Source organism: Arhodomonas sp. KWT (assembly GCF_010993615.1).
On the sequence record NZ_WNXE01000027.1, the window covers coordinates 6258 to 27760 of the forward strand.

The window sequence follows — 21503 nt, forward strand, 5'->3', positions numbered from 1 at the left end:
CGTCTCGCCGAAGCACGCCTGCCCGTCACCGAACAGCAGCAGGACGTGATCGCAGAAGCGCGCGGCCAGGTTGATGTCGTGCAGGCTCATCACCACCGTGCGCGCCTGCTCCCGGCCGCGGGCGGTGATCAGCTCGAGCACGCGGATCTGGTGATGGAGGTCGAGGTGGTTGCTCGGTTCGTCGAGCAGCGCGATCTCCGGGTCCTGGGTGAGCAGGGTCGCCAGCGCGAGGCGTCGGCGCTCGCCGCCGGAGAGCGTGTTCACCGGCCGGTCCGCCAGGCTGGCGAGCCCCACGTCGGCCAGCGCGGCCTCCGCCAGCGCGGTGTCCTGCCGGCCTTCCCATTCCCACGTCCCGAGCCACGGGTGACGGCCGATCAGCGCCGTCTCCAGCACCGTGGTGGGAAAGGCGTCGTGGCTGTCCTGGGGCATCAGCCCCAGCCGCCGCGCCAGCGCCCGCCGCCGGATGCGCGGCAGGGACTCGCCGTCCAGGCGCAGCTCGCCGCCCTGGGCCGGGCGCAGGCCGGCCAGGGTGTGCAGCAGCGTGGTCTTGCCGGTGCCGTTGGCGCCCAGTATGCCCCAGCACTGCCCGGGCTGGAGGGCGACGCTCAGCGCGGTGCACACGCCCTGGCCGGCGATGCGTACGTCCAGGCTGTCGGCCTCCAGGACTGCCATCACGCCGCTCCCCGGCCGCCGCGATAGAGCAGGAACAGGAACACCGGCACCCCGATGAACGCCGAGAACACGCCAACGGGGAGCTGCTGCGGCGCAAAGGCCGTGCGTGCCAGCGTGTCCGCGAGCACGATGAAGCTGCCGCCGAGGAGCACGCAGCCGGGCAGCAGCACGCGGTGGTCGCTGCCCATCACCAGCCGCAGCAGGTGGGGCACCACCAGCCCGACGAAGCCCACCGTCCCGGCGACGGTGACCGCCGTGGCCGTGAGCAGCGAGGCGAGCACGTAGATCAGCAGGCGCAGCCGGCCGATGGCCACGCCCAGCGCCTGGGCCTGGAGCTCGCCGCGGGCGAGCAGGTTGAGATCCCGCGCCACCGCCAGCGTGGCCGCCAGCCCGATCGCCAGGACCGCCGCGGGCCAGCCCGCCGAGCCCGCCCCGGCGAGGTCGCCCATCAGCCAGAAGAGCATCCCCCGCAGCTCCGTGGGCGGTCCCACCGAGAGCAGGAAACTCACCACCGCGCCCCAGCCGGCGGCGACCACCACGCCGTTGAGCAGCAGCCGGGTCGGCGTCCAGCCACCGTGGCCGTGGGAGAGCCCGAAGACCAGGACCATGGTGATAGCCGCACCGGCGAAGGCGCTGCCGGACATCCAGAACGCGCCCAGGCCGAGCAGGGTCGAGCCCAGTGCCCCCACCGCTGCGCCGCCGGAGATACCGAGCACGTACGGGTCCGCCAGGGGGTTGCGCAGCAGCACCTGCATCAGCGCACCGGCCAGCGCCAGCAGCCCGCCGGTAACGAAGCCCGCCGCCGCGCGGGGCATGCGCAGCTCACGGATCACGGTGGCCGCGGTATCGGAGGCCCCGCCCCCGGTCACCGCCAGCCACACGTCGTGCGGCGCGACCGCGACACTCCCCGAGGAGATCGCCGCGCACAGGCTGACGAGCGTGATGACCGCGAGCGTGCCGAGGCCGACGGCGGCGCGTGCTGGCATGCGAGAAGGTTCCGTAGTAAACCTCTAAGTATAACCGCTGTATGTCGGCGCAGCCCAAATGGGGGCCGCCTATCGTTGTTTCAGGGCGATGCCGCGCTGCCCCGCGCGTTGCGCGACTGGGGTGTCACCCTGTACACAGGGGGCTAGAGACGCAAAAAACTGACAAACGGTCGATGCTCCAAGGATGGCATCGGCTACTGTTATAGACAGTTTCTCCGTCGAGGATGAACAGGGATGTTGTTGTGGGTGACACGGAAGAGCCCTCGGTAGGGGCCGTCGACACCGGCCTTGCGTGTCTGAGGCTGGTTTCACGTTACTACCAGCTGCCGGCAGACGAGCGCCAGCTCAGGCGGGAGTTCTCTCCAGCCGGTGAGACGGTGGACCCGCTGACCCTGATCAGGGCGGCGCGCACTCTCGGTCTCAGGGCCAAGCGTGCCCACGGGCGGGCATTGCGCCTCGCCACCATGCCTTTGCCGGCGATCGCCGAGTTGACGGATGGGACTTTCGTCGTCCTGGCCCGGGTAGGCGATGATCGCGTTCTGATCCACGATCCGCGGGAAGGCCGCCCACGTTCCGTAAACGTCGAGGACTTTCAGGCGGAATGGACGGGCCGCGCCATTCTGATCACCCGCCGCGCCCTCGCCGAGGAACTGCGCCGGCGGTTCGACATCCGCTGGTTCCTGCCTGTCATCGCGCGTTACCGCCGTATTCTCGGTGAGGTGCTGGTCGCCTCTTTCTTCATCCAGCTCTTTGCGCTGGTCACGCCGTTGTTCTTTCAGGTCATTGTCGACAAGGTCCTGGTTCACAAGGGGCTGACGACGCTCGATGTCCTTGCCGCCGGGTTTCTGATCGTCGCGCTGTTCGACGTGGTGCTCGGCGGGCTGCGGACCTATCTGTTTTCCCACACGACCAACCGGATCGATGTCGAACTGGGGGCGCGGCTGTACCGGCACCTGCTCTCGCTTCCGGTCAGCTATTTCGAGGCCCGGCGTGTCGGGGACTCCGTGGCCCGCGTGCGGGAGCTGGAGACCATCCGCAACTTCATCACCGGGTCGGCGTTAACGCTGGTCATCGACCTGTTTTTCACGCTCGTCTTTCTGGTGGTCATGTACTTCTACAGCCCGACGCTGCTGATGGTCGTTCTGGGCAGTATTCCGCTATACGTGATCCTCTCCGTTCTGATGACGCCCGTTCTGCGTGCACGGCTGGACGAGAAGTTCCGGCGTGGCGCGGAGAACCAGGCCTTCCTCGTCGAATCGGTGAGCGGCGTTGAAACGATCAAGGCCATGGCGGTGGAGCCCCAGATGCGAGCCCGCTGGGAGGAGCAGCTGGCCGGCTACGTCCGGGCCAGTTTCCGTGCCACCAACCTGGGGAACGTCGCCAACCAGTCGGCCAGCTTCATCAACAAGCTCACGACGCTGCTGATCCTGTGGATCGGTGCCCGGCTGGTGATCGACGCAGAGCTGACCGTCGGCCAGCTTGTCGCATTCAATATGCTTGCCGGACGGGTCAGCGGACCGATACTCCGGCTCGTCCGCCTCTGGCAGGACTTTCAGCAGGCCGGCATTTCCATAGAGCGGCTGGGGGACATACTCAACGCGCCCGCGGAGCCGGGATACAACCCCAACCGGGCCGCCCTGCCCTCCGTCAGGGGCGACGTCCGCCTGGAGCATGTCACCTTCCGCTATCGGCCGGATACGCCTGAAATCCTCTCCGACCTCAGCCTCCATGCCGAGCCCGGCGAGGTCATCGGTATTGTCGGCCGATCGGGTTCCGGCAAGAGCACACTGACCAAGCTCATACAGCGACTGCATGTGCCCGAGTCGGGGCGCGTACTCGTGGACGGCGTCGATCTGCGCATGGTCGACACTGCATGGCTGCGGCGGAATATCGGTGTCGTGCTGCAGGAAAGCCGGCTGTTCAATCGAACGGTGCGGGAGAACATCGCGCTCGCCGACCCGGGGCTCTCAATGGAACGCGTGATTGCCGCGGCGAAGCTCGCCGGGGCCCATGACTTCATCCTGGAATTGCCGGAAGGCTACGACACCATGGTCGGGGAGCACGGCGCCAATCTTTCCGGTGGCCAGCGTCAGCGTATTGCCATTGCACGGGCGCTGATCATGGATCCGAAGATCCTGGTTTTCGATGAGGCCACCAGCGCGCTCGATTACGAGTCGGAACGTCTCGTCCAGCAGAACATGCGGCGGATCGTGCGCGGCCGGACGGTGTTCATCATCGCGCACCGGCTCAGCGCCGTGAGAGACGCGCACCGCATCATCGTCATGGAAAAGGGCCGTGTAGTGGAATCAGGGAGTCATGCTGAGCTGCTGCGCCACGGAGGTCACTACGCCCGGCTTCAGGCGTTGCAGGACAGCGCGGCTCCGGATGAAGTCGCCGCGGCCGGTGCCGGTGGCCGGTAATTTACCCCGGCGTTTCAGAGGGCAGGCAAACAGGGATGTCGACCAGGGAAGGAAAAACGACGGCGCTCGTCAGGCGTCGAGATGGCACGGAGCGGGAATTCCTGCCGGCAGCGCTGGAGGTCCAGGAAACGCCGCCGTCCCCTGCCGGCCGTGTCATTACCGGGCTGATTGTCGGCGTTTTCGTCGTCGCCGTCGTATGGAGCTACGTCGGGCACGTGGACGTTGTCGCCACGGCGACCGGCAAGATCGTGCCGTCCGGCCACGTCAAGGTCATTCAGCCCATGGAGCAGGCCACCGTAAGGGCTATCCGGGTTGCCGAGGGGCAGCGCGTCGAGGCCGGTGACGTGTTGGTGGAGTTCGATCCCACGATCGGCCGCGCTGACCGGAATCGCCTGAGGGAGCAGCTGATGGCCGCACGCCTGGACCGTGCCCGATTACTTGCGGAGATCGACGCGGTCGATGGTAGCGACAGGAACGCGGCCGGGATGGCCGACTGGCCGAAGGGGGCCGACCCTGCCGCCGTAGCCACACAAAAGCGACTCTTGAGCGGTGAACTCGCGGACCATCGTGCCTCCGTCGCGGCCCTGCAGGCCGAGCTCGTGCGAGCCAGGGCGGAGCGGAACAGTACCGCGCAGGACAAGCGGCGGCTTGAATCCACGCTTCCGCTCATTGCCAAGCGTGCAGCCGCGCTGCATTCGCTGGCCAGCCGGGACATGGCCTCCGAATTCGAGTACCTGGACGTGGAGCGCACCCGTCTGGACCACACAGGGCAGATCCGCACGACGGACGCCAGGTTGGTGGAACTCGACGCACGTATCGATGCCGTCCGGCGCCGGATTGACGCGCAAAGGGCGAAATTCCGGAAGGATGTGGCCACAGATCTGGTGGATGCCCAGAAGCGGATAGCGACGACCCGGGAGGAGTTGAGAAAGGCCATGGCCCGGGCCGAATGGAGCACGCTCCGCGCACCGATCTCGGGCTTCGTACAGGGGCTGAAGATTCACACTACCGGTGGCGTGGTCGAGCCGGCGCAGGAGCTGATGCGTGTCGTCCCGGAAGGCGCGGAGCTGCAGGTCCAGGCCTGGCTGGCGAATCGCGACGTCGGCTTTGTCGACGAAGGGCAGACAGCCGAGGTCAAGGTGGAAACATTCCCTTTCACCCGTTACGGCACCCTGCACGCCACGGTGACCCATGTTTCCAACGACGCGACCGCGCAGGAGAACGGTGGCCTCATCTATGAAACGACCGCCGCCCTAGAGCGTAGCTGGATCGAAGTCGATGGCCGTCAGATTCCACTCAGCCCGGGCATGACCGTATCGCTGGAAATAAAGACAGGGCAACGGCGGGTTTTGGATTTTGTCCTCGCACCGCTGGTTGAGCACGTGGATGAAAGCGCAAGGGAACGTTAGACGTGAATGAAAGTGACCGTGATGACCGCCAATCTGCCTCCAAGCAGTCTGACGGTCGGGAAATAGTGATAGTCAGGCCGAATCATAAACGCCTGCCCTACCTGTATGGATCGAAGTGGCTCTATGCCGGTTTCGTGGCGTACTGGGCGACCGTTTGTCTGTTGCCCTGGCGGGCGATCGGCCGGTCAGACGGCGTCCAGATGTTTGTCGATGTGATGGCATCTCTGATTCCCAGCGTGGTCGGGTTAACGAACGACGTCCACTTCATGCCCGCGCCAGCCCTGGAGGCGCTGCTGGCTTTTCTTCACCTGTCAGGGTGGCTGTTTCTGGGGGTAATGGCATTTTTTCTGTATCCGGTTGCATTCAGGCCGAATGTCAAGCCCAGTCGGTGGAAGTTATTAAACGCGGTTGGGGTGTGCGGAGGGGTATTCGCGTTTTTGGTGGCTATTTTGCACTGGTCGCCCGGTATTACACGCGGGGAAGCAAGTGATGTGTTTCACGACAGTCTTGTTAGGATCACCTTCGCGTATATGTTTTTTTATTGGGTCATGGGTGGGATGTTGGGCATTTGGGGAGGGGCGTTGATTTCCCTTTTTCTTCCCTTGAGAGTCGAAGGAGATGACTGATGGCCAAGGAAGAGTCTCAGCCTATTTCGGGTGAAGCTGCAGCAGGTTCCGTGCTGGACGGGCTGTCGCAGTTCTCCAATGAGAGTTTCGATACTGCGGCCGCGGAGCGGAAGCTGAACGACGCATTGAAGAGTGCGGAAAGTGCTGGTGATCGCCTGAAGCAGGCCAGGCTTCGGGAAATGCGTCATTTGATGCAGAAGGCCAATGATCCGGCAACGCAGGATGCGTTGCGTCAGAGTTATGGAACGCTGAAAGGCCAAATTTCGGATTCCCTGGCGTATGCGGAGAGTCAGGCTGCGAAACACGGCGGGACGCTGAGTAACCGTCAAAGGCTTAATCTGGTGGCGGGGCGGCTGGGAAAGCTGGCCGGATTCTCCGGCTCGATGCTCTCCTTTGGGCAGGCACTTTCGGACGTTGTGCAAGGCGATGGAGAGGGGGTGGGGCAGGATGCCGTTTCCGCGGTCTTGGGGGGCTTGGTCGGGACTGCGGTGACTGGTGTTGCGACGAGTTTGGGATTGCCCGTTATTGTTTCGGGTGCGTTAGTTGGCGGTGCTTCCTTGTTGGTGGGAATGGCGGTTGATGAATTCCTCCCGGATAGCTGGGCGGAAACAATTGGCGGTCCTGTTGTGGACGTCTATGATTCGGCGGTTTCGGGCCTGACCGATTTTCTTGAGTGGTGGGATCCGGCTGGAATCATGCCCGATACCAATTCCAGCTACCTCAATGCGTACGGGTGGGTGCGGATGCGCGATCCCCTTACGGTCGATCTGGATGGAGACGGCCTGGAAACGGTGGGAATCGATACGGGGCGCCCTATCCATTTCGACCATGACGCCGATGGGGTCAAGACGGCCAGCGGCTGGGTTGCGCCGGATGACGGGTTTCTGGTGCTGGACCGGAACGGCAATGGCACCGTCGATTCCGGGGCGGAGCTCTTCGGTGACAGCACGGTTCTCGCGGACGGTAGCGAAGCGGCCGACGGATTTGCGGCCCTCGCGGAACAGGATACTAACGAGGACGGGCGGGTCGATTCCGAAGACGCCCACTGGTCGGCGTTGCGCATCTGGCGCGATCTGAATCAGAACGGCATTTCGGAAGCCGACGAGCTGCAGAGCCTGGACGAGGTGGGTATCGCGTCGCTGGATGTCGACGCGCAGTCCCACAGTCAGGCGCTGGGAAACGGTAACCAGATCGCTGACGTGGGGCGCTTCACCTGGACAAGCGGCGAGACCGGCGAGATCGAATCGGTCACGGGCCGTAGCGGTGACGTCGATCTGGCCGAGAACCCGTTCTACCGGGAATTCGCCGACCCCGTAACGTTAACGGAGCAGGCGATAGCGTTGCCTGCCATGCGCGGTTCCGGGTCGGTCCGTGATATGCGCGAGGCCGCGAGCCTGTCATCCGGTTTCGCCCAGACGCTGACCGATTACAGCCAGGCGTCCACCCGTGACGGCCAGATCGCGCAGTTGGACGGCCTGGTAAAGGCCTGGGCCCGCACCTCGAACCAGTCGAGTAGCGCGGAGCTGGCCGAAGACAAGGGCTACCGGCTTATCTACCTGGTGCCGGGAATGAGCGCGGGGGACTACGAGAACTATCTGCCTTACCTGGAGGGTGACATGGCGCCTCCGGGCGACATGTCCGATGAGGATCGGGCGCACCTGGCGGAACTCAAGGCCGAGCAGAAACAGGTAACGGAGTGGATCTCGACGCTGGAGCGTTTCAACGGCCAGCCGTTCGTTGAGGTGGAGAATTCCGGTGTGTTGTTTGCGTCCGGGCGCCGGGCGACCGTGAGTTCGGGGCCCCGCATCGGTGTCAGGCGCGCGTATGTGTCGATTTCGTCGGCGCAGAAACAGATGCTCGACCGGTCGTACGAGGCTATCCGTACGTCTGTCTATGAGGGATTGATTAAACAGACCCGCCTTGCTCCATACCTGGAATCAATGGAATGGAGTTACGACGAGGTCGCCGGGGTGTTCGGAGTGGATTTCTCGGCGCTCGAGTCCAGGCTGGATGCCGCGAATACTAACGATCCGATCAACGCCCTGGTCGACCTGATCGAACTGACGCGATATGCCGGCGAGTCGCTGCAAAACACGGGTTGGGATGCGGAGGGCTATCTACGCGCCCGGCTGGACGATTTGGCCGCGAATCCGGAATTGACTGAATCGTTGGCGACGACCCTCGATGAGCTCGGCGTGGTTACCGGAACCGGCGAGCTAGAAGGAAGTGCCTCGCGGAATACATTGCTGGGAGGGGCACAGGCGGATCGTCTTGACGCTCGCGACGGCGACGACTGGCTGAGCGGTGCCGCAGGCGATGATCGACTGTACGGTGATACCGGAGACGACCTGCTGCAAGGGGATGCGGGGAACGACCGGCTCTACGGCGGCCGTGGTGACGACGTCCTCGACGGTGGTGATGGAGACGATCGTCTGGACGGCGGCTATGGTGACGATACCTATCGTTTCGGATTCGGTTCGGGGCAGGATTTGATCGCGAGCTATGACCGGACCTCGGGCAAACAGGACATCGTGGTATTCGATGAAAGCGTAACCACCGCGGACGTAGCCCTCTTGCGTTCTGGGAACGACCTGTTGATCACACTGGGTGATGGCACGGACACGCTGACGGTTCGGAACCACTTCAGCTATGACGGCGACGATCGTCACTCCCGTATAGAGGCGCTGCGCTTTGACAGCGGTGCCGTATGGGATGTGGGGGATATCAGGCAGGCGGTCTTGATGAGTGGGGACGCCACTGAAACGCTCATCGGTTATGAGACAGACGACGTCATCGATGCCGGTGACGGCAATGACCACGTTTACGGGCACGAGGGTAACGACACCCTCTCGGGTGGGGCAGGTAACGATGAGCTGCGTGGCGACGAAGGCGATGACACGCTGATTGGCGGCGCCGGTGTCGACTATGTCTTCGGAGGTGACGGAGACGATGAACTGTTTGGTGGGGTGGGCGACGACTACCTGAGAGGCGGAGAAGGCAGCGATCTTTTCCACTTCGGGGTCGGGTCTGGGAGCGACCGGATCAACAGCCAGTACCACCAGTCTACCGACAAGACCGATGCGGTCCTGTTCGATGCCGAGGTTGATCCGGCGGATGTTGCCGTCCGGCGATCCGCCAGCAATCTGGTGCTGTCGCTGGCGAATGGCGTCGACCGGCTGGAGGTATCCAACTATTTCCACAATGATGCCAATACCGGCGAATACCGTGTCGAGGAGTTCCGTTTCAATGACGGCACTGTCTGGACGGTGGACGACATCAAGCAAAAGGCGCTTGTCAGTTCCGACGACGCAGAGACGCTTATCGGGTATGCAACGGACACTGCGCTCGATGGTGCCGGCGGAGATGACACGATCTATGGCCGTGCCGGTGACGATACCCTACGCGGGAGTGCCGGGGACGATCGGCTTTACGGCGAGGAGGGTGCGGATACGTTATCAGGCGGTGCCGGCTACGATCGCCTCTCGGGAGGTGATGGCGACGACATCCTGGAAGGCGGCGCCGGCGATGATTGGCTGTCCGGTGATGCCGGGAATGACGTCTATCGATTCGGTCACGGGGGTGGGCACGACAGGATAAGGAACTACACCTACCAGCCCGGGGAAACCAAGCTGGATGCAGTGCAGTTCGACAGTGATATCGCTTCGTCGGACGTGGCGCTGGTGCGCACGGGCAATGACCTGCGTATCGAGCTGAATGGTGGCACCGATTCGGTGACGATCGATGACTACTTCTGGGGTGACGCCTTGACCGGGGCTTACCGCGTGGAAGAGCTTCGATTCGGCGATGGTTCGATCTGGACCGTTGACGACGTCAAGCAGAGGACGCTGGTAACGGGAAATGGTGACGACGAGGTCATCGCCTACGATACGGATGACACGCTCGATGGTGCGGCAGGGGACGACAGCATCCGTGGTCGTGGTGGGAACGACACGCTCTCGGGAGGTTCGGGTGCCGATCGGCTTTACGGTGAGGAAGGCGATGACAGCCTGGATGGCGGGGCCGGAGGTGACACGCTCCAGGGAGGCAACGGTGTGGACACGCTCTCGGGCGCTGATGGCGACGACGATCTCCAGGGGGGAGGCGGTGATGATGTCCTAAGCGGTGGTGCGGGCAACGACCGTCTCGATGGTGGCTATGGCAGTGACGTGTACCGGTTCGGGTACGGTTCGGGTAGCGATACCGTTGACGAGCGGACCTATAACCCCGCGTCCACCAAGGTGGATGCCGTTGAGTTCGATACCGATGTCCCGCCCTCGGATGTGACGTTGCGTCGATCCGGCAACAATCTGGTTGTTTCCCTCGGTGATGGAACGGATCGGCTGACCGTCGACGATTACTTTCGCAACGATGCCAATAGCGGTGAGAGTCGCGTCGAGGAGTTGCGCTTCTCTGACGGCACGGTGTGGGACGTCGACCATGTCAAACAGGCGGTGCTTGCCGGGACGGATGCGTCGGAAACGCTCATTGGCTATGAAGTGGCGGACGCGATTGACGGCGAGGCCGGGGATGACGTGATCTTCGGGCGCGGTGGCGATGACCGCCTTACCGGCGGTCAGGGGGATGACACGCTGGAAGGCGGCGCAGGAAGCGATACCTACGTTTTTCATGGCGGCCATGGTGCGGATGAGATAAACGCCTTCGATACCACGGCCGGTCGTCAGGAAGAGGTCGAGTTCTCCGCCGCGATCGCGCCCGACGATATCCATGCCCGCCGTCGAGGCGACGATCTGTTGCTACTCAACGTCAATGGAACGGACCAGGTCACTATTCGTGGGCATTTCCGCGACGAGACCCGCAACGACTCCACCATTCAGGCAGTCCGGTTCAGCGACGGGACCGTCTGGAACCTGAGCGATTTGAACGAGCTCGTATTGCAGGGATCGGCGGGCGACGACGTTCTTGAGGGCCATCTTGCAGACGATGCGATAACGGGCGGTGCCGGAAGCGACACGCTATATGGGCGTGACGGTGCAGATTCGCTTTACGGGGACGCCGGTGCCGATACGCTGTACGGCGAAGTCGGCGGAGACACGTTGATTGGTGGTGCCGGTGGCGATCGCCTTGAAGGCGGCCAGGGCGATGACGTCTACGAAATGGCGGCGGCCGACGGGGCCGACCGGATTTTCGATACACAGGGTAACGATCGGCTGCGACTGACCGACACCTCGTCCGCCGATGTTGTGTTGCGTCGGGACGGTGGGGATCTGGTGGTCCGCCTGGGTACCGGTGTGGTCCTTGCGCGTGTGCTCGGTCAGTTTTCCGATGAGGCCGGGGTTCAGGGGGGCACGCCTCTGGAGTCGATTGAGTTCGCCGATGGCGCAATCTGGGACTACGACACCATCAAGCTGCAGGCCATCGCGGGGACGACCGGGGGTGACGTCATCCAGGGGCACGCCGACGCGGACGTTATTCAGGCGCTCGCGGGGGACGATACGGTGACCGCCGCCGCCGGAGACGACGAGGTCTACGGAGGTTCCGGGGCCGATACGCTGATCGGCGGCCAGGGGGGCGATCACCTTGTGGGAGGCGTCGATGGCGATTCGCTTTTTGGCAACTACGGCGAGGATGTCCTGGAAGGCGGTGCTGGTGATGACACGCTGGAGGGAGGTACGGGAGATGACACTCTGCGTGGCGGTGCCGGTGTCGACACGCTTGACGGCGGGACAGGTGTGGACCTGCTGGAAGGCGGTGCTGGCGGCGATACGTTACGGGGTAACGGCTCGCTCTACGGCGGTGACGGTGGCGACACCCTGAACGGAACAGGGCTGCTTTCCGGTGGAGATGGTGACGACACGCTCACCGGTCTGGGAAGGGACGAGTTGCTCGGTGGTGCCGGTGATGACGAGCTTACGGCGAACGGGGATCCCTGGATATCCGGCATGGGCTCGTTCCTTGAGGGCGGAACGGGAGACGACACGCTCTATGGTTCCTTCGCTGACGACACGTACCGGTTCGGGCTCGGCGATGGTCAGGACCGGTTGATCGAACGCCGGGCGGGGGAGTCCTACAGCAACGTCGATCCCTCGCGGGACACCCTCTCATTCGGGGCCGGCATCGCCGTGACCGATCTGGCCTTTGAGCGACACGGTGATGATCTCGTCATTCAGCACGCCAACGGGGCGGACCGCATCACCATCGAGCGCTGGTTCGAGGAGCCCACGGAACACTTCAAGGTCAACCGCTTCGTGTTCGAGGATGCCACCGAGCTGACCGATTCCGACGTCGAGGCTGCGGTGGTGACATATGGCACGGCTTCCGCCGATACGTTGTCCGGCTATCGCGCGCTGGACGAGCGGCTATATGCCGGTGCCGGCGACGATCAGGTTTGGGGGCGAGCTGGTGATGACGTGCTCCATGGCGAGGCCGGTGATGATTATCTGGACGGTGAAGCGGGTAACGATCAACTGATCGGCGGTATCGGCGAGGACAATCTGCAGGGACGTGACGGCAGTGACATGCTGGACGGTGGAGCCGACGCGGATAGTCTTAGCGGTGGCCTCGGCGAAGATGGTCTCTTCGGCCGTGCCGGTGCGGACAACCTGTTCGGTGATGAAGGTGCCGATTACCTCGAGGGAGGATCGGGAGACGACTACCTGTCCGGTGGTGATGCGGACGACGTCCTTCTTGGCGGAGACGGTAACGATCAGTTGCGGGGCGATACCGGCGATGATCACCTGACCGGCGGCCTGGGGGACGATAAGTACGTCCACGGGAGCGGGCAGGGGGCCGACACCATCGACAATCGCGACGGTGGTTACGACGGGGTGTTTTTCTCCGACGTCGGCGCTGATCGGCTGAATTTCATCCGTGACGGCGATGATCTCCTGATTACCGTGGATGCCGATTCGACCCAGTCCGTACGCGTGCTCGACCATTTCCTGGGGGGCGATGCCGCAATCGATTACGTCCAGCCCAATGGTGGGGCAATGCTGGATACCCGGCACATTGCCGACATCGTTGCGGCCAAGGGCGTGACGGGCGAGTTCGCCACCGCTGTTGTCGGCACGGGCGGGGACGATGAGCTGTCGGCTTATGCAACGGACGACCTGCTCCAGGGCCTGGAAGGCGACGATACGCTATGGGCCTTTGCGGGGGCCGACCGGCTCGAAGGCGGCAGCGGTGACGACACGCTGTATGGCGGGGACGGCACCGGTCAGGGATCGGGGGCGGATCAGCTCTTCGGTGGAGCCGGGCACGATATCCTGTACGGCGAGGACGGTGACGACGTGCTGTCCGGTGGCGCCGGCAGTGATGACTATTACTACTCGGCCAATGGTGGCGTGGACGTCATCGACAACACCGGCGGAGGAACGGATACCGTCTTCTTCCTCGGCGGTATCGACCGTTCACGGATCTCCTTCCATCAGGACGGCGAAGACCTGGTAATGCTCCTCGATGGTGACGTGGCCCAGCAGGTTCGGGTAACGAACCACTTTCTGGGTGGGGATGCCGCGATCAGCTACGTCCAGCCGACTGATGGCGGCGGCGCGATAGCGGCCAACGAGATCACCGGTTTGCTGACCGCCATGCCTGACGACCCCGCCGACGGCTCCGGCGACGACGGGGATGGGGGGACGACGAACCCGCCACCGGATGATGGTGGTGAAACGCCGCCGCCCGCCCAGACCGGCGGTTCGGACAACCTCGTCGGTACCACCGGCGACGATGTCCTTCTCGGAGGTGCCGACGCCGATACCCTGGATGGGCAGGGTGGTAACGATCTTCTCCGGGGTGGGACGGGAGATGACACCTATCGTTTTGGTGGCGGGCAGGCCGTTCTGCAGGAAGACGGCGGTAACGATACCTTGCTCTTCACGGACGGTATTGCCTTCAGCAGTGTTTCGTCAGGCTTGATGAAGTCCGGCGACGACCTGGTGTTGAGTGTCGATGGTGGCCCCGATCAGGTGACACTCTCCGGTTTCTTCCGGGGCGGTAGTGAACTCGTCGAGACCATCAGTTTCGAGAGTGGCGGGTCGTTGACCTCGGCGCAGATTTTCGGCGCGTTCGGTTTGCCCGTCCCGGACGGGTCATCGCCTTACGCCGGTACGCTTGTGGGAAGTAACGGTGATGATGCCCTGGTTCAGGGGGGCAGCGATGCCGAACGTCTTTTCGGTCTCAATGGTGACGACTCGCTTGAAGGTGGTGCCGGAGACGACTTGCTGATCGGTGGGCGCGGTGACGATACGTATGTCTTCCGGACCGGTGACGGACAGGATTGCATCGATAACACCGGCGGCGGTACGGACCAGTTGCAGTTTGCGGATGCGGGTTTCAACGACGTCGCGAGTGGCCTGACGAAGTCCGGCGACGATCTCGTGCTGAAGGTCGGATCCGGTGGTGATCAGGTCACGGTGGGCGGGTTCTTTCGGGGTGGAGACCTCGCCATCGATGCCCTGACCTTCTCCGATGGCGCCCAGCTGAGCAAGTCGCAGATCTTTGGTGCGTTCGGTCTTGCCGATCCGGATCCGGACGGTTCACCGGATTACACTGGGCTTCCGGATGAGCGGGCCTATGGCACTGTTCAGGCTGCACGCAGCGCAAGTGAGACCATCCTTGGCTCGTCGGATGCCGACCTGATCGATGGTGGTGCCGGCGCAGACATTCTGAATGGTGCGCAGGGCGATGACTGGCTGATCGGCGGCCGCGGGGACGACGAATTCATCCAGAACCGGGGAGGAGGGAACGACTCGATCACCGCGTATGACCCCAAGGCCGGCAAGACCGACGTCCTGAGCTTCGGTGACGATGTGGCCCACGATCAGCTCTGGTTCCAGCGGGAGGGAGACGATCTCTCGGTGGGGATCATTGGCACGGATGACGGAGCGACCATCAGCGGCTGGTACCTCGGTGATGCCCATCACGTCGAACAGATACAGGCGGCGGATGGATACACCTTGCTGGATTCCCAGGTCGATAGCCTGGTGTCCGCGATGGCATCGTTCGAGCCGCCGTCCTCCGGTGAGATCGTGCTGTCGCCCGATTATCAGGAGGAGCTGCAGCCGACCATCAGCGCGAGCTGGCAGTAAAGCCGATCCCTGGAATCACCGGAGCCTGTCCTGCAGACCCTCGGGTCTGCAGGACAGCATGGGTAACCGTCATTTGGATGAGGGGGCTTTGGTCCGTCGGCAGATGCGTGCAGCCAGTCGCCTCGGGGCTCCGTGTTCGTCCTGGTCGTGACGATTCCCCATCCGCGGGATCAACTACCCCGTCCTGTAGACGATGAGGTCCCAGACCCCGTGTCCCTTGCGGCGGCCGCGGCGTTCGAACTTGGTGACCGGGCGTTCGCCGGGGTCGGGGGCGTAGCCGCCGTGGGGGTTGTCGAAGTCGGGGCTGGCGCTCACGACCTCCAGCATGTGCTCGGCGTAGTTCTCCCAGTCGGTGGCGAGGTGGAGGAAGCCGCCCGGGCGGAGGCGTGAGGCCACCAGCGCCAGCCATTCGGGCTGGACCATGCGGCGCTTGTGGTGGCGCTTCTTGGGCCAGGGATCGGGGAAGAACAGGTTCACGCCGGCGAGCCCCGCCGGGGCGATGTGCTGGCGGAGGATGGCGACGGCGTCGGCGTCCATGACCCGGACGTTGTCGATGCCGTCCTCCTCCAGGCGGCGCAGCAGCCGGCCGACGCCGGTGCGGTAGACCTCGATGCCGAGGTAGCTGCGCTCCGGGTGGGCCTGCGCCATCTCCGCCAGGGCCTCGCCGTCGCCGAAGCCGATGTCGAGCACCACCGGCGCCTCCCGGCCGAAGGCCGCGGTGAGGTCGATAACCCCCTCGCCCGGCTCGATGCCGTAACGCGGATAGAGCCGTTCCAGCGCCCGCTGCTGGCCGCCGGTGAGGCGGCCCTCGCGGCGCACGAAGGAGCGGACGGGGCGGCGGGTGTTCCGGGTGGTGGTCTCGTCGTTCACGGGGTCATCCGGTTGTTCTGTCTCACGCACCGTGGCGACACGGCGGGCAACGTCCTAGAAGAACGTCCCTTCGAGCGGCGAGGAGGCGCTGGCGAAGCGCTTGCGCGGGATGCGCCCGGCGAGGTAGGCCTCGCGGCCGGACTCCACGGCGAGGCGCATCGCCCGGGCCATGCGTACCGGCTCCTTCGCGCCGGCGATGGCGGTGTTGAGCAGCACGCCGTCGCAGCCGAGCTCCATGGCGATGGCGGCGTCCGAGGCGGTGCCCACGCCGGCGTCCACGAGCACCGGCACGCCGGCGTTCTCGATGATGGTGAGCAGGTTGTAGGGGTTCTGCACCCCGAGCCCGGAGCCGATGGGGGCGGCGAGCGGCATGATCGCCACGCAGCCGATCTCCTCCAGCCGTTGGGCGATGATCGGGTCGTCCGAGGTGTAGACCATGACGTCGAAGCCGTCGGCGACCAGCTCCCGCGCCGCCTCGATGGTGGCGGTGACGTCCGGGTACAGGGTGCGCTCGTCGCCCAGCACCTCGAGCTTCACCAGGTTGTGCCCGTCGAGCAGCTCCCGGGCCAGCCGGCAGGTGCGCACCGCGTCCTGCGCCGTGTAGCAGCCCGCCGTGTTGGGCAGGATGGTGTAGCGCGACGGCGGGACGACGTCCAGCAGGTTGGGCTCGTCCGGCGACTGGCCGATGTTGCTGCGGCGGATCGCCACGGTGACGATCTCGGCGCCGCTCGCCTCGATCGCCTCGCCGGTCTCGGTGAGGTCGCGGTACTTGCCGGTGCCGACCAGCAGCCGGGAGCGGAACTCGCGCCCGGCGACGGTGAAGGTATCTCCTGCCATGGTGTATCCCGGTGATTGCTCGGATGCGCGGGCCGCGCGGCGGTCAGCCCCCGCCGATGGCGTGAACGATCTCCACTCGGTCGCCGGCGGCGAGTTCGTGGGCCTGGAAGTCGCTGCGCGGCACCAGCGCCTCGTTCACCTCGACGGCGATACGCCGGTTCGTGAGCCCGAGGTCGGCCACGAGCCCGCCGACGGACTGCCCGGGACTGACCTGCCGGGGCTCGCCGTTGACGACGATCTCGATGGGTGCGCGTTGCTCCTGCATAGCGCCACCATTGTACACCCGCCGCCCGTGGCGGTGGCTACCCGGGGCAGGTCAGTGCACGTAGGCGAGCAGGGCCGGCAGCAGGGCGAAGACGAGCAGCGTGGAGAGCACGATCATGCCGGCGATATCCTCCACCGGGCCGTCGTAGCGCTCGGCAAAGAGGTAGTTGAACACCGCCACCGGCATGGTGCACTGGATGATCAGCGTGCCCGCGGCCACCGGACCGAGCTCGAAGAGCGTCGCCACCGCCACGCCCGCGCCGAAGCCGATCGCCACCCGCGCCACCGCGAGCGCCGAGCTGCGTGGCAGGCGGTGCAGCCGCACGCCGCTGAGCGAGGCGCCGAGGGAGAGCAGCATCAGCGGGATGGTGATGTCCCCCACCAGCGAGATGCTGCGCATCAGCGGCTCCGGCGGGGTGACGCCGAGGGCGTGCAGCGCGAGTGCCGCGACGAAGGCGTGGAGCAGGGGCATTCGGTAGAGCGAGCGCGCGGACATGCCCGCCCCGGCGAGCGACGCACCGATGGTGAAGTGGCCGACCTTCACCAGCGTGGAGAAGGCCACCCCGAAGGCGAGGCCGGTGGGCCCAAGGGCCAGGAAGACCACCGCCAGCCCCAGGTTGCCGGTGTTCGGGAACATCAGCGACGGCAGGTAGCCGCCCAGCGGCAGGCGCATGGCTCGGAGTACCCCGGCCCCGGCCACGGCGAACAGCGCGAGCGCCGTGGTCCCCGCCGCGAGCATGCGCAGGATCTCGCTCATGGCGAGCTCCGCCTGGAGCACGGAGCTGAACACCAGTGCCGGGGCGCCGACGTTCATCACCAGCGCGCCCACGAACCGCCGGTCGAAACCGGACACCCGCGATATCAGCAGCCCGAGCGCGGGGATGAGGAACACGGGTGCGACGGTGGGGAGGACGCTGGCGTACATGGCGCAGTCTGGGCGGTGATCCTGGCGGAACCGGGCACGGTGTGGAACCCGGGATGAACGTCCGGGATTCTAACGGGCCGGGATCAGGACGTCACAAACCGGCAGGCCCTTATCCGGGTTTGCCGATATGGACTGCCGTGTTCATCGCGGAGTAAGGTCCGGTTCACGGGGTCCGGAGAGGGGGCCGGACCTGCGGGGCGGTGGCGTGTCGGTCCCCCGCCCGGGCTGGTGCGAGCGCCACCGCCGTGTTCCTACCCCCGGCAAGGCCCAGTCATGGACGACTTCTCCGCCGGCGACCTCAAGACGATCCTGCACTCCAGGCGGGCGAACATCTACTACCTCCAGCACTGCCGCGTCCTGGTCAATGGCGGGCGGGTCGAGTTCGTCACCGACGAGGGCCGGCGCTCGCTGTACTGGAACATCCCCATCGCGAACACGACGACGGTCCTGCTGGGCACGGGGACCTCGATCACCCAGGCAGCGATGCGCGAGCTCGCCCGGGCCGGGGTGCTGGTCGGGTTCTGCGGTGGCGGCGGGACGCCGCTGTTCAGCGCCAACGAGATGGACGTCGAGGTCGCCTGGTTCAGCCCGCAGAGCGAGTACCGGCCGACCGAGTATCTGCAGGCCTGGGTGGCGTTTTGGTTCGACGCGTCACAGCGCCTCGAGGCCGCACGGCGCTTCCAGTGGGCGCGGCTGCAGCGGATACGCGGGAACTGGCTGGATAACCGGGCGCTCACGGACGCGGGCTTCGAGGTGGCACGGGAGCCGCTGACGCATCTCGTCGAGCGCACGGAGGCGGCGGTGGCCGCGGCAGCGGACACGGTGGAGCTGCTGACGCTGGAGGCGCGGCTCACCAAGCAGCTGTTCGCCATGGCCGCCGGCGCGGTGGACTACGGCGAGTTCGTCCGCGCCAAGCGCGGCAGCGGCACGGACCCGGCGAACCGGTTCCTGGATCACGGCAACTACCTGGCTTACGGGCTCGGTGCGACCGCCACCTGGGTGCTGGGGCTACCGCACGGCCTGTCGGTCCTCCACGGCAAGACCCGGCGGGGCGGGCTCGTCTTCGACGTGGCCGATCTCGTCAAGGACGCGGTCATCCTCCCGCAGGCGTTCATCTCCGCCATGCGCGGCGACGAGGAGCAGGAGTTCCGTCAGGCCTGTATCGAGCAGCTCACCCGCACGGAATCGCTCGATTTCATGATCGATACGCTGAAATCCGTGGCCGTGACGCTCGGGACGCCCGCCCGATGAACGTGCTGCTCGTCTCCCAGTGCAGCAAGAACGCCCTCAAGGAGACGCGGCGGATTCTCGACCAGTTCGCGGAACGCCGTGGCGAGCGCACCTGGCAGACGCCCATCACCCAGGCCGGTCTGGACACCCTGCGCCGCCTGCTTCGCCGCAGCGCGCGCAGGAACACCGCCGTGGCCTGCCACTGGATACGCGGGCGCGATCACAGCGAGCTGCTGTGGATCGTCGGCGATGCCGGGCGGTTCAACGCGCGCGGCGCCGTGCCCACGCAGACCACGCGCCGGGACATCCTGCGGCGGGCGGACGAGAACGACTGGCACACCGGCGAGGACATCCTCCTGCTGTCGAGCCTGGCGGCCCTGCTGCACGACCTGGGCAAGGCGTGCGCCGCGTTCCAGAGACGCCTGCTCGACCCCGCCGGCGCCACCCGCAACGTCTACCGGCACGAATGGATCAGCCTGCGGCTGTTCGAGGCGTTCGTCGCCGGTGACGACGACGCCACGTGGCTCGCCCGGCTGGCCGAGCTGGATGCGGATGACGGGCCCTGGCTGGAACGGCTGGTGCGGGACGGCCTGGACGACGGCCCTGCCTCGCCGTTTTCCTCGCTGCCGCCGCTGGCGGCCGCCGTGGGCTGGCTCATCGTCACCCATCACCGCCTGCCGGTGATGCCGCGATCCGCCGACGACAGCGGTTTCCAGGCCGCGCAGCTGCGGGATCTGCCAGCGCTCATTACCGCGGACTGGAACGACGATGTCGTGAACGGGCGCGATCCCCGCGAGCTCCCCGGCTATTGGCGGTTCGATCACCCGTTGCCGGTGACTACCCAGAAGTGGCGCAACCGCGCCGCGCACCTGGCCGGCCGGCTGATTCGCCGTCTCGATCACTATCAGCAGCCGTGGCTGGACAATCCCTACGTCATGCACCTCGCCCGGCTGAGCCTGATGCTGGCGGACCACCACTACTCCAGCCTGGAGGATCCCGGCCAGCGCACGCGCGGCGAACGGGGTTATCCCCTCTACGCCAATACCGTGCGCCGCACCGGGGCGTTCAACCAGCCCCTCGACGAGCACCTCCTCGGCGTGGAGGCCGGGGCGCGCCGGGTCAGCGGCACGCTGCCCGGTGTCGAGCGCTACCTGCCGCGGCTGGCCCGCCACCGCGGATTCCGCCGCCGCAGCGCCGACCCGCGCTTCCGCTGGCAGGACCGCGCCTACGACCTCGCGGCCTCCCTGCGTGAACGCACGCAGGCGCAGGGGTTCTTCGGCGTCAACATGGCGTCGACGGGGTGCGGGAAGACCCTGGCCAACGGCCGGATCCTGTATGCCCTCGCGGACCCGGACAGTGGTGCGCGATTCTCGATCGCCCTTGGTCTGCGCACGCTCACGCTTCAGACCGGGCGGGCGTATCGGACGCTGATGAATCTCGGCGACGACGAGCTCGCCGTGCGTACCGGCGGGGCGGCGGGCCGCGCGCTGTTCGAGCACTTCGAGGCGGAGGCGGATGCCAGCGGCTCGGCCTCCAGCCAGCGCCTCATGGAGGAGGACGCCCACGTCTATTTCGAGGGCGATTTCGGCAACCATCCCCTGCTGCGCCAGCTCGCCCATGACCCGGGTATGCGCGCGCTGATCGCCGCCCCGATCCTCGCCTGCACCGTGGATCACCTCGTGCCCGCCACCGACGGGCTCCGCGGTGGGCGCCAGATCGCCCCCATGCTGCGCCTGCTCAGCGGCGACCTCGTGCTCGACGAGGTGGACGACTTCGACCTGGACGACCTCCCCGCGCTGACGCGCCTGGTCAACTGGGCCGGCATGCTCGGCACGCGGGTGCTGCTCTCCTCGGCGACCCTGGCGCCGTCGCTGGTGGAGGGGCTGTACCAGGCCTATCGGGCGGGGCGTGCCGTGTATCAGCGCAACCGTGGTGAGCCGGGGCGGCCGGTGAACATCGCCTGCGCCTGGTTCGACGAGAGCGACCGCCGGCACGCGGACTGCCCGGATGCCGCGTCCTTCACTGCTGCCCACGAGGCGTTCGCCGGCCGGCGCCGGGCGCGTCTGGCCGAGGCGGCGGTGAGGCGCCGGGCGGCCCTGGTGCCCGTCCCGGCATCCCGCGAGAGCGGGGCACCGACCATCGCCGAACAGATGGCGGCACAGATGCGCCGGCAGGCACTCGAGCTCCACCAGCGGCATCACAGCGTCGATCCGCGCA

The 21503-nt window shown here is 65.7% G+C and carries 12 protein-coding genes; 6 read left to right on the forward strand and 6 right to left on the reverse strand.

Features of this window, described 5'->3' with window-relative positions; all coding sequences use genetic code 11:
• Together G7A99_RS07120 and G7A99_RS07125 are read right to left on the reverse strand one after the other, a co-directional pair.
• Positions 1-672, reverse strand: a 672-nt coding sequence (locus G7A99_RS07120; protein ID WP_163139309.1) for an ABC transporter ATP-binding protein, incomplete at its 3' end; no start/stop codon positions are given.
• On the reverse strand, positions 672-1658 hold the full coding sequence (locus G7A99_RS07125; protein WP_018719060.1) for an iron ABC transporter permease: 987 nt from the start codon (positions 1656-1658) through the stop codon (positions 672-674). The genes G7A99_RS07120 and G7A99_RS07125, both read right to left, overlap by 1 nt.
• 242 nt (positions 1659-1900) lie before the next feature.
• Between G7A99_RS07125 and G7A99_RS07130 the strand changes: the two genes are divergently transcribed.
• Genes G7A99_RS07130 through G7A99_RS25290 form a run of 4 tightly spaced genes read left to right on the forward strand, consistent with a single transcriptional unit; the run spans position 1901 to position 15160 of the window.
• The gene (locus G7A99_RS07130) at positions 1901-4078 is read left to right on the forward strand and encodes a type I secretion system permease/ATPase (protein ID WP_240466154.1); all 2178 of its coding nucleotides are present in this window, start codon (positions 1901-1903) and stop codon (positions 4076-4078) included.
• A gap of 35 nt (positions 4079-4113) precedes the next feature.
• Entirely contained in the window at positions 4114-5487 is a 1374-nt protein-coding gene (locus G7A99_RS07135) for an HlyD family type I secretion periplasmic adaptor subunit (RefSeq protein WP_018719058.1), read from the forward strand.
• 2 nt (positions 5488-5489) lie between these two features.
• Positions 5490-6113, forward strand: a complete 624-nt coding sequence (locus G7A99_RS07140; RefSeq protein ID WP_156831255.1) for a hypothetical protein — start codon at positions 5490-5492, stop codon at positions 6111-6113.
• Complete coding sequence (locus G7A99_RS25290) at positions 6113-15160, forward strand: calcium-binding protein (protein WP_240466156.1); 9048 nt, start codon at positions 6113-6115, stop codon at positions 15158-15160. The genes G7A99_RS07140 and G7A99_RS25290 overlap by 1 nt, the downstream gene beginning before the upstream one ends.
• A 174-nt stretch (positions 15161-15334) precedes the next feature.
• Here G7A99_RS25290 and trmB read toward each other — a convergent pair whose 3' ends face one another.
• Genes trmB through G7A99_RS07230 form a run of 4 tightly spaced genes read right to left on the reverse strand, consistent with a single transcriptional unit; the run spans position 15335 to position 18056 of the window.
• Positions 15335-16030 (reverse strand): tRNA (guanosine(46)-N7)-methyltransferase TrmB, encoded by a 696-nt coding sequence (gene trmB, locus G7A99_RS07215; RefSeq protein WP_163139310.1) that lies wholly within the window; start codon positions 16028-16030, stop codon positions 15335-15337.
• A gap of 54 nt (positions 16031-16084) precedes the next feature.
• Positions 16085-16867: a thiazole synthase gene (locus tag G7A99_RS07220; protein ID WP_163139311.1), complete on the reverse strand. Its 783-nt coding sequence runs from the start codon at positions 16865-16867 to the stop codon at positions 16085-16087.
• 43 nt (positions 16868-16910) lie between these two features.
• A complete protein-coding gene (gene thiS, locus G7A99_RS07225) occupies positions 16911-17132 on the reverse strand; it encodes a sulfur carrier protein ThiS (RefSeq protein ID WP_018719053.1) in 222 nt (73 codons plus the stop codon).
• Positions 17133-17183: 51 nt separating this feature from the next.
• The gene (locus G7A99_RS07230) at positions 17184-18056 is read right to left on the reverse strand and encodes an AEC family transporter (RefSeq protein ID WP_163139312.1); all 873 of its coding nucleotides are present in this window, start codon (positions 18054-18056) and stop codon (positions 17184-17186) included.
• A gap of 273 nt (positions 18057-18329) precedes the next feature.
• Here G7A99_RS07230 and cas1f point away from each other — a divergent pair, with 273 nt between their 5' ends.
• Both cas1f and cas3f read left to right on the forward strand, forming a co-directional pair.
• Positions 18330-19307, forward strand: coding sequence for a type I-F CRISPR-associated endonuclease Cas1f (gene cas1f / locus G7A99_RS07235; protein WP_163139313.1), 978 nt, complete (start codon positions 18330-18332; stop codon positions 19305-19307).
• On the forward strand, positions 19304-21503 hold a 2200-nt coding region (gene cas3f / locus G7A99_RS25295), incomplete at its 3' end, for a type I-F CRISPR-associated helicase Cas3f (RefSeq protein WP_240466157.1). The genes cas1f and cas3f, both read left to right, overlap by 4 nt.